Source organism: uncultured Thiodictyon sp. (assembly GCF_903828115.1).
Lineage (GTDB): Bacteria > Pseudomonadota > Gammaproteobacteria > Chromatiales > Chromatiaceae > Thiodictyon.
Map to the genome: position 1 here is coordinate 1 of NZ_CAIKKU010000038.1, position 8,638 is coordinate 8,638.

Sequence of the window (8,638 nt, forward strand, 5' to 3'; positions counted from 1 at the left end):
ACTGATGATCAGTTCTGATCGCACCCGGAGCCTGCCCCGGGCACCCAACCGCAACGATGATCGAGACCGGTACCGCAGGCGCGCGTACACCCCGGCCGCGAAACCTCAATCGACCATGGTATCTGGTTCGTCGGCGTGCGATTCTGTCAATCGCCTCGAGTCCACCCCACCCCGGTCCTGCAACACCCTCCCGGAAGCAGCTACAGATGACGGCATCCCCGACCAAACTCCTCATCGGCCGCGACCGCGACTGCGACATCGCCCTGGCCCATGAGAGCGTCAGTGCCCGCCATGCGGAGTTGACCTTTCTGCCCGCGGGCAAGCTCCTGCTCACGGACCGCAAGAGCCGCAACGGCACCTTCCGGCTACTGCCCGATGGGCGCGAGCAGCGCGTCCACCAGGAACTGGTCTCGCCCCTGGACCGGGTGCGCCTGGGCGAGGTGGCCCTGACGGTACGCGAGATCCTGGAGGCGGCGCGGCTCAGGTACCCCGGCTTCGCACCGCCCCAGCCGGCGGCGACCCCCGCACCGCCGACCCCGCCCGTCCAAGGCCGCCGCCTGGAGCGCTGCGACTGCGGCGCGGTCAAGACCGTCGGCCAGCCCTGCCCGGAGTGCGCACGATGAAGGCCCTGTGGGACCTGCCCAAGCGGCTCCCGATCCTCGGCCTCTCGCTCCTGGCCGGCGTTCTCTTTATCGCCGTACTGAGCTGGGTCCTGAAACCCGGCAGCGGCGCCGCGGTGGTGATCCTGGACTTTAACGAGGTCATGGCGCCGAACTCACCCTTCGTCTATCCCTTCATGGTGCAGAACCTCATGCACCTGCTGTTCTTCGTCGGTCTGGGGGAGGTCTACTGCCGCTGGCGCGTCGCCGAGCGCGAACACGCCATCAACGGCGAGGCCCTGCTGCCGGAGGACTATCGCGTCATCCTCCAGGACCACGACCTGCCCGCCATCCGCGCCCGGGTTGCCGACCGTTACGACGCGGAGCACGGCTTTCTGCCGAGCCTGATCGATCTCTGCATCCTCCAGTTTCGGGCCAGCCGCTCGGTGGATCAGACCGTCAGCGTCATGAACAGCAGCCTGGAGTTGATCGACCACCGGCCCGACTTGCGCTACGCCATGCTGCGCTATCTGGTGTGGGTCATCCCCACCATCGGCTTCATCGGCACCGTCATCGGCATCGCGCTCGCCATGGGCATGATTGTCCCCGCCGCCAAGGACCAGCCCTTGGGCGCGATCGCCCAGGCCCTGGGCATCGCCTTCAATACCACCCTGGTGGCCCTGGTCGAGAGCGCCATCCTGGTGCTGCTGATGAACCTGGTCCAGGCGCGGGAGGAATCCGCGCTCAACCGGGCCGTCATTATACCCTTACCAACCTGATCAACCGGCTGTATGCGGGTGGGCGCTAGTCACGCGTCAACAACAAGTTGAATGCGAAAACAATCGTTGTCGTTGTCGTTGTCGTAATCGGAAAAGCGATGCAATAACCACGAATACGGCAACGACAACGACAACGACCACGTACAATAACCCGCGGACCTGAACCGAAAGAGAAACGGCGCCATGGACCCGACCCCCGACGCACCCTGCCCCCACTGCTTCGCGCCCGACCCCGGCCACCCCTGCCGCCACTGCGGCTGGCAACGGGGCCTGGACAATCAGGCCCCCGGCCTGCCCCTGGGCACCCGGCTCCACGGCACCTACCGCATTGGCCGTGTGCTGGGCCACGGCGGCTTCGGCATCACCTATCTCGCCTGGGACGAGAACCTGGAACTGCGGCTCGCCATCAAGGAATACCTGCCCCTGCACCTGGCCGGCCGCGACGGCGACCGGGCCACCCTCAGCGTGCGCCCCGGCGAGGCGCGCGAACAGTTCGACCACGGCCTGACCGGCTTCCTCAACGAGGCCCGCGCACTCGCCCGTTTCGACCAGCACCCGGGCATCGTCGGCGTCAAGGGGTACTTGCGCGCCCACGGCACCGGCTACATGGTCATGGAGTATGTCCCGGGCATCACGCTCAAGACCTATCTGGAGCGCCGCGGCGGGCGCATCCCCTTCGCCGACGCCTTGGCACTCCTGATGCCGGTGATGGACGCCCTGCGCGCCGTGCACCAGGTGGACCTGCTGCATCGCGACATCGCCCCGGACAACATCTACATCACCACCGGCGGCCAGGTGAAGCTCTTGGACTTCGGCGCCGCCCGTCAGGCCCTGCGCGATCAGAGCCAGTCCTTGTCGATGATCTTCAAGCCCGGATACGCCCCCTGGGAGCAGTGCCACAAGGGCGGCCGCCAAGGCCCCTGGACCGATTGCTACGCGCTCGCCGCCACGCTGTACCACGCCATTACCGGCCAGCGCCCGCCGGAATCGCCTGACCGCATGGAGCAGGACGAGTTGGTCGCGCCCTCCCGGCTCGGCATCGCCTTGCCGGCCGCCGCCGAGGCCGTGCTGATGCAGGCGCTCGCGGTCAAGGCCAAGGACCGCATCCAGGATATGGTGAGCTTGCAGTGGGGGTTGCAGCAACAGGCCGTCGTGCCGCCGCCACTGGCGGTGCAGCCGACACCAGCGCCATCCGCGCCGACGCCAGCCAAGCCCCCGGCGGCGCCCGATCTGACCCCGGGGGATGCACCAGGCGCCACGCACGCAGTCAAGCGACGCGCCAGTCCCTGGATCGTGCCCCTGTCCATCGTCGTCGTGATCGGCGGGCTTGCTGGTTCGGCACTCTACCAGGAGTGGAAGGAGCGCGACCGTCGCGACCGTTCCGCCTTCGATCGTGCCGTGGACCAACAGACCGCCGCCGCCTATCAGGACTATCTCGACCAGTGTGCGATCAACGGCTGCGCCCGGCGGATCGAGGCCGAACGGCGGCTGGCGCAGCGGCTGGCCGCCGACGGACAGGCCGAGCAGAACGCTCGGGCGGCAGCGGCGGCACAGGAAGCCGCGCGGGCGGCAGAGGCCGAGCGCGCGGCGGAGGCCGCCCGCGCGGAGCAGGCGGCCAAGGCAAAACGCGCGGCCGACGCGGCCCGAGCGGCCGAGGAGGCCCGCCTGGCCCAGGAGCGCGCCGCGCAAGAGGCGGCACGGTCTGACAAGACGCCCATTCCCGCCATGGTCGCCATCCCCGCCGGCAGTTTCTCCATGGGCTGCCAACCGGGCGAGAAGGAATGCGACGACGACGAGAAACCCACCCATCGCGTCCAGGTAGCCGCTTTCGAGTTGGGCCAGACCGAGGTCACCTTCAACCAGTGGGACGCCTGTGTCACCGACGGCGGCTGCACCCAGAAACCCGCCGACCAGGGTTGGGGCCGCGGTAAGCGCCCGGTGATCAACGTCTCCTGGGACGATGCCCAACAGTATCTGACCTGGCTCGGCCGCAAGACCGGCCAGACCTGGCGTCTGCCCACCGAGGCCGAATGGGAATATGCCGCTCGCGCCGGGACCAGCACTGCCTTCAGCACCGGCAACTGCATAACGACCGCGCAGGCCAACTATGACGGCAATTACGACTATGCCGACTGCGGCGCGAAGACGGGAAAGTACCTTCAGAAGACCCAGCCCGTCGGCAGCTACCCCGCCAACCGGTGGGGTCTGTACGATATGCATGGCAACGCCTGGGAATGGGTCCAAGACTGTTATCATGACAGCTACACCGATGCACCGAAGGACGGGGCAGAGTGGCGTGATTCTTGCCATGAAAGTGGGCAGCGCGTCCTGCGCGGCGGGTCTTGGTCCGACCTCCCCAGGCCCGTGCGCTCGGCCTACCGCCTCGGGTACTTCACCGGCCTCCGGAACTACGTCCTCGGTTTCCGCGTGGCCAGGACGCTTACCCCTTGATCCTTTACCCCTTTACCCCTTTATCTCTTGGGGGGTCAGTTCGTAGGGTGGACGAGCGAGAGCGAAATCCACTGCCGCCCATACCGCCGTCGGCGGGCTTGTCGGTGGACTGCGCTGCGCTTGTCCACCCTACGACTTGCCTTCGCTCCGCGGCAGCCCGTAGGGTGGACGAGCGAGAGCGAAGTCCACCGGGTCCGGCACCGCCGTTGGTGGACTGCGCCGGGAGCGGCAGAGGGGCACCGGCGTTGCTACAAGGCCCGCCGTAGTGCGGCGAGGTCATCAACACTGAGCCCGGTGATCGCGGCGATGGCCGCGTCGTCCAGGCCGGTACCGCGGATCAGATTGACTGCCGTCAGGCGCAACGCCTCCGTCCGGCCTGCCTCCCGGCCTTCCTCCCGCGCATCCTTCAGCAGGCTGACCTCGTCGTGAAGCGCGCGCTCGCGCACGAACGCGAGGCGCCGCGCCTCGGCGTCGGCGCTCAGGGTCCTGAGCTTGTCCAGCGCGGCGCGCACCGGTGGGTCTGCGGTCCGGGACATGGTCTCGTCCTCCTGCCAGTGTTCAAAGAGCGTGATCCAGGCGCCGAGTGCGCCCCCTGTTTGTTGGAGCCGGTCGGCCTTGCGCAGTTCGATCAGGTGGACTGCGCTGCGCGCCAGTTGGACTCGTCTCGGACGCAACCCCGTCTACCGCGCGGCTGCCTTGTTCTTGCGTGCGCTCTACCGCATGATAAAGCGCACGTTCACACCTGAGCCGGCGAGGCAACCATGACGAGCATCAGCGCCAATGACCTGAAAGTAAAAGGCATCGCGGCGATCGAGGCGGCCCTGGCGGGGCAGTCCGAGGCACTGGTCTCGGTGCGGGGCAAGGACCGGTTCGTGGTGATGGACCTGTCCCACTACCAGTATCTGCGCGAGTGTGAGTTGGAGGCGGCACTCGCGCAGGCGCGGGCGGACCTGGCCGCCGGGCGTTGCGTCGCCGAGTCGGCGGACGCCCACCTGGACCGGATCGAGGCGGCGCTCGACGCCGAGCCGACGCGCGCTCCGAGTGGGCGGGGATGACCTATGCGCTCGTCTTCACACCAGGGTATGAGCGTGTCGAGAAGCGATTTCTGCGGCGTCACCCGGAGCTTCGCCGACTGTATCGCAAGACCTTGCGGCTGTTGGAGGCCGATCCCTTCCATCCCTCGTTGCGGCTGCACCCGTTACAGGGCAGGCTCGCCGGGCTGCACTCGGCCTCGATCAATCTCTCTTACCGCATCACGTTGGAACTGCTGATCGAGAACGGGCAAATCCTGCCCATCAATGTCGGCGATCATGATGCGGTGTACTGATGTTGCTACAAGGCCCGCCGCAGCGCGGCGAGGTCATCGACGCCGAGCCCGGTGATCGCGGCGATGGCCGCGTCGTCCAGGCCGGTACCGCGGATCAGATTGATGGCCGTCAGGCGCAACGTCTCGGTCCGGCCTGCCTCCATGCCTGCCTCCATGCCTGCCTCCCGGCCCTCTTCCCAGCCTTCCTCCCGCGCATCCTTCAGCAGGCTGACCTCGTCATGTAGCGCGCGCTCTCTCACGAAGGCAAGGCGCCGCGCCTCGGCGTCGGCACTCAGGGTCCTGAGCTTGTCCAGCGCGGCGCGCACCGGTGGGTCTGCGATCCGGGACATGGTTTCCTCCTCCTGCCAGTGTTCAAAGAGCGTAATCCAGGCGCCGAGTGCGCCCGCTGTGGATTGGAGCCGGTCGGCCTTGCGCAGTTCGATCAGGTTGAGCTGCAGTTCCTGACCCAGGGTCACCGCCGGACGCTCGGCATCGCGCATCTCGAAACACCAGCACGCCTGATCCTGATGCGCCGGCTCCTGAAACAGATCGAAGTCGAGCAGATGGATGCCGATCGCCGGTTTGAGTCTCCCGTAATCGTCCCCCGCGACCAGTTGCCCACTGATCAGCCGGGCCAGGTAGTAGGTGCTGCGCGCGCTCCAGGCGCGATAGCGGCGCACCTGCATCTCGATATTATACTGGCCGCCGGCGGCATCTTCGCCCAACAGGTCCAGGATGATGTATTTGCCGTGCAGTTCCGCGGCCTCGATCGCCGGGTTCCTGACCTCGATGTGCGTGATCGGCGCCGCGTGGCGGCGCACGGCGTTGATCAGCGCCACCAGCAAGGCCGGGGCGTCGGCGAACAGGCGCTTGAACACATAGTCGTTCTTGGGGTCGAGCAGGTCGCTCATCGCAACGGTTCCGGCGGCGTGGGTCGGCGGTCGAGCATAGCACCGGCCGGGCTTCTGAAGGAGTCCGGCACCGCCGTTGCCGTCGGTGGACTGCGCTGCGCTTCTCCACCCTACGACCGCCCCACGGCTCGCGACTCGCCGGCCGCGGCTGGACCTGGGCTACAATAACCCGCGGACCTGAACCGAAAAGAGGAAGGCGCGATGGACCCGACCCCCGACGCACTCTGCCCCGGCTGTTGCACCGACCCTGGCGGCACGCACCCCTGCCCCCACCGCGGCTACGAGGCGGCCCAACGCGCCCGAATACTGACCCTGCTCCTGGCCGCCCTGTGGGGACCGGCCATGGCGACGGATGACCCGAGCGTCGCGAGCGACTACCAGGCGGTCGTGGGCCATGCGCCCGCAGCGGGTGATCAGCCGATGGTGAACCCCGCCCCGACCGACCCCGGGGCGCCCGCACCTGCATCTGTCCCGGTCATGCCCGCACCCGCGACGGTGGCTGCGCCGCTCGTCGAGGCCCCGCCCCCGCGGCGCCAGGGGTCCCTCGACCTGAGGGTCCAGCCCGTCCCGCCGTCGACCGCGGTACCTGCACCCGAGCCCCTGAGCGAGCCCGCGTCCGACCCGGTGCCGCCGCCCCTCGGCCAGGTCCCAGAACCCGTCTCCGGACCCGGCTCCGCGGCCATCCTCGCCGCCTGCTGGACACCGGAGCAACTCAGCGGCCGCCCCGGCGAGCGCAAGATCAAGCAGCGGCTGCCCGCCGATCACAGCCCCCCCGCCCGGCTCGCCCCGCACCATCCCGCTCCGCCCCTGGGGGACGCCTTCGCCCGCTCCCTGCGCTCGGTGACACCCGTCAACGGCCGCAAGCTCATCGCCCTCACCTTCGACCTGTGCGAACAGTCGAACGAGGTCACCGGCTATGACGGCGAGTTGGTCGACACCCTGCGCGCGGCAAACGCCAAGGCCACCTTCTACGCCGGCGGCAAGTGGATGCGTTCCCACCCCGAGCGTACTCAACAATTGATGGTGGATCCCCTGTTCGAGCTCGGTAACCACGCCTGGACCCACGGCAACCTGCGCGTCCTCGACGGCCGGGAAATGGAGGATCAGATCCACTGGACCCAGGCCCAATACGAACTGCTGCGCGAGGACCTGCTGGCGCGCCCCTGCGCCCAGCCCCATGCCGCCACGGGGCACGACGAGATCCCCGTTCTGCCCCAGACCTTCCGCTACCCCTATGGCACCTGTAATGCCGCCTCACTCGCGGCCGTGGCCGCCGCCGGGCTCTATCCGGTGCAATGGAGCATCGTCACCGGCGACCCCGCCGCGGGCCAGTCCGCCGCGCAGATCGTCCGGGGGGTCCTGGCGAGCCTCAAGCCCGGGACCATCGTCGTCGCCCACGGCAATGGCCGCGGCTGGCACACCGCGGAGGCCATGAAGACCCTGATCCCGGCGATCCGCAAGCGCGGTTACGACCTCGTCACCGTCAGCGAGCTGATCGCCGCCGGGACCCCGCACCTGGTCGAGGAATGCTATGAGGTGAACCCCGGCGACAATCACCGCTATGACAAGCTTTTCGGCAAGGGGACGGAATGACCCGCCGGGCAGAGGAATCCGTCAGGGTGGTGGACTGCGTTGCGCTAGTCCACCCGACGGGGCTGCTCGGCAGCCTGTTCGCCTGCGCCTTGCTGGTCGCGGGTCCGGTTGCCGCCGGCGGGCGCACGGACATGGACGCCGCGACCGTGCGCGTGGTCTGCCTGGCCGCCGGCGGCGATACGGCCAAGAGCGGCAGCGGGTCGGGGTTCGTCGTCGGTAGCGGGGGCAGCGCCTATGTCGCGACCAATTGGCATGTGGTGGACTGCACCGCCACCGGCGGCCGGGTCGCCGTGCTGCTCGGCCAAGGCGCCGCGAACATCGTCGAGGCCCGGGTCCAGGCCCACGACGCCGACCGCGACCTGGCGGTGCTCCAGACGCAGCGCCCGCTCGGGCGCCCGGCGGTGCGCTTCGCCGCCGTCGCCACCGTGGCCAAGCTGGACCCGGTGCGGGCCTTCGGCTTTCCGGGTGCCGCCGACGACTCCGCGGGTGCCGACCCGTTCGACCCCAGCGCCAACCCGGGCGTGGTCACGCGGATCTATCCCAAACCGTCGGCGGCCGGCGTGGCCCAACTGATTCAGCACAGTGCCGGGATCAATCCGGGCAACTCCGGCGGCCCCCTGTTCGATGAGTACGGCCGCGTGATCGGCATCAACACCCAGAAATCGCTCGCGGCCGTGATGACCGTCGGTGCCGACGGCAAGCCTGAGATCAGCCGGGTCCCCTTGGGGGAGGGAATCGGCTGGGCGGTTGCGGCCGACGAGTTGTTCCCGCTGCTGGAGCGGCTCGGGGTCCCCTACCAGGCGAGTCGCGGCCGGGTGGGCACGCTGGGCGGCATCTGGCACCGTGAGCCGCTGTTGGTGTCCGCGCTGGTGCTCTTGCTGCTGCTGGCGGGCAGCGCGCTGGCGTTGGCGGCCAGCCCGCGCGGACGCGCGGTCGTGCGCGACGGTGTGACCCGGGCCCTGTCGCGCCCATTGCGCCCGGCCGCGGCCCCCCGCGCGG

General features: G+C 68.8%; 9 protein-coding genes. 7 read left to right on the plus strand and 2 right to left on the minus strand.

The window, feature by feature from the left end:
* Positions 1–206 precede the first annotated feature (206 nt).
* From QZY48_RS01330 to QZY48_RS01340, 3 genes are all read left to right on the plus strand, one after another.
* Positions 207–623, plus strand: coding sequence for an FHA domain-containing protein (locus QZY48_RS01330; protein ID WP_295426691.1), 417 nt, complete (start codon positions 207–209; stop codon positions 621–623).
* A complete protein-coding gene (locus tag QZY48_RS01335) occupies positions 620–1,378 on the plus strand; it encodes a MotA/TolQ/ExbB proton channel family protein (RefSeq protein WP_295426692.1) in 759 nt (252 codons plus the stop codon). The genes QZY48_RS01330 and QZY48_RS01335 overlap by 4 nt, the downstream gene beginning before the upstream one ends.
* A 183-nt stretch (positions 1,379–1,561) precedes the next feature.
* On the plus strand, positions 1,562–3,829 hold the full coding sequence (locus tag QZY48_RS01340; RefSeq protein ID WP_295426695.1) for a bifunctional serine/threonine-protein kinase/formylglycine-generating enzyme family protein: 2,268 nt from the start codon (positions 1,562–1,564) through the stop codon (positions 3,827–3,829).
* A gap of 248 nt (positions 3,830–4,077) precedes the next feature.
* Here QZY48_RS01340 and QZY48_RS01345 read toward each other — a convergent pair whose 3' ends face one another.
* Positions 4,078–4,503: a hypothetical protein gene (locus QZY48_RS01345; protein ID WP_295426697.1), complete on the minus strand. Its 426-nt coding sequence runs from the start codon at positions 4,501–4,503 to the stop codon at positions 4,078–4,080.
* An 87-nt stretch (positions 4,504–4,590) separates the two neighbouring features.
* On the opposite strand from QZY48_RS01345, the gene QZY48_RS01350 reads away from it, so the two are divergent.
* A complete protein-coding gene (locus QZY48_RS01350; RefSeq protein ID WP_295426700.1) occupies positions 4,591–4,884 on the plus strand; it encodes a hypothetical protein in 294 nt (97 codons plus the stop codon).
* A complete protein-coding gene (locus QZY48_RS01355; RefSeq protein WP_295426703.1) occupies positions 4,881–5,156 on the plus strand; it encodes a plasmid stabilization protein in 276 nt (91 codons plus the stop codon). Before QZY48_RS01350 ends, QZY48_RS01355 begins: the two co-directional genes overlap by 4 nt.
* A gap of 5 nt (positions 5,157–5,161) precedes the next feature.
* Here the strand turns inward: QZY48_RS01355 and QZY48_RS01360 are convergent, their stop codons facing one another.
* On the minus strand, positions 5,162–6,046 hold the full coding sequence (locus QZY48_RS01360; protein ID WP_295426705.1) for an Rpn family recombination-promoting nuclease/putative transposase: 885 nt from the start codon (positions 6,044–6,046) through the stop codon (positions 5,162–5,164).
* 201 nt (positions 6,047–6,247) lie between these two features.
* Between QZY48_RS01360 and QZY48_RS01365 the strand changes: the two genes are divergently transcribed.
* Together QZY48_RS01365 and QZY48_RS01370 are read left to right on the plus strand one after the other, a co-directional pair.
* Positions 6,248–7,639, plus strand: coding sequence for a polysaccharide deacetylase family protein (locus QZY48_RS01365; protein ID WP_295426708.1), 1,392 nt, complete (start codon positions 6,248–6,250; stop codon positions 7,637–7,639).
* The coding region (locus tag QZY48_RS01370; protein ID WP_295426711.1) for a serine protease at positions 7,636–8,638 on the plus strand (1,003 nt) is incomplete at its 3' end. The genes QZY48_RS01365 and QZY48_RS01370, both read left to right, overlap by 4 nt.

What these genes read in the sequence shown, in the direction of transcription:
- QZY48_RS01360 (WP_295426705.1), bottom strand. Translation starts at nt 6,046, where the DNA reads ATGAGCGACCTGCTCGACCCCAAGAACGACTATGTGTTCAAGCGCCTG.
- QZY48_RS01340 (WP_295426695.1), top strand. Translation starts at nt 1,562, where the DNA reads ATGGACCCGACCCCCGACGCACCCTGCCCCCACTGCTTCGCGCCCGAC.
- QZY48_RS01355 (WP_295426703.1), top strand. Translation starts at nt 4,881, where the DNA reads ATGACCTATGCGCTCGTCTTCACACCAGGGTATGAGCGTGTCGAGAAG.
- QZY48_RS01350 (WP_295426700.1), top strand. Translation starts at nt 4,591, where the DNA reads ATGACGAGCATCAGCGCCAATGACCTGAAAGTAAAAGGCATCGCGGCG.
- QZY48_RS01330 (WP_295426691.1), top strand. Translation starts at nt 207, where the DNA reads ATGACGGCATCCCCGACCAAACTCCTCATCGGCCGCGACCGCGACTGC.
- QZY48_RS01365 (WP_295426708.1), top strand. Translation starts at nt 6,248, where the DNA reads ATGGACCCGACCCCCGACGCACTCTGCCCCGGCTGTTGCACCGACCCT.
- QZY48_RS01335 (WP_295426692.1), top strand. Translation starts at nt 620, where the DNA reads ATGAAGGCCCTGTGGGACCTGCCCAAGCGGCTCCCGATCCTCGGCCTC.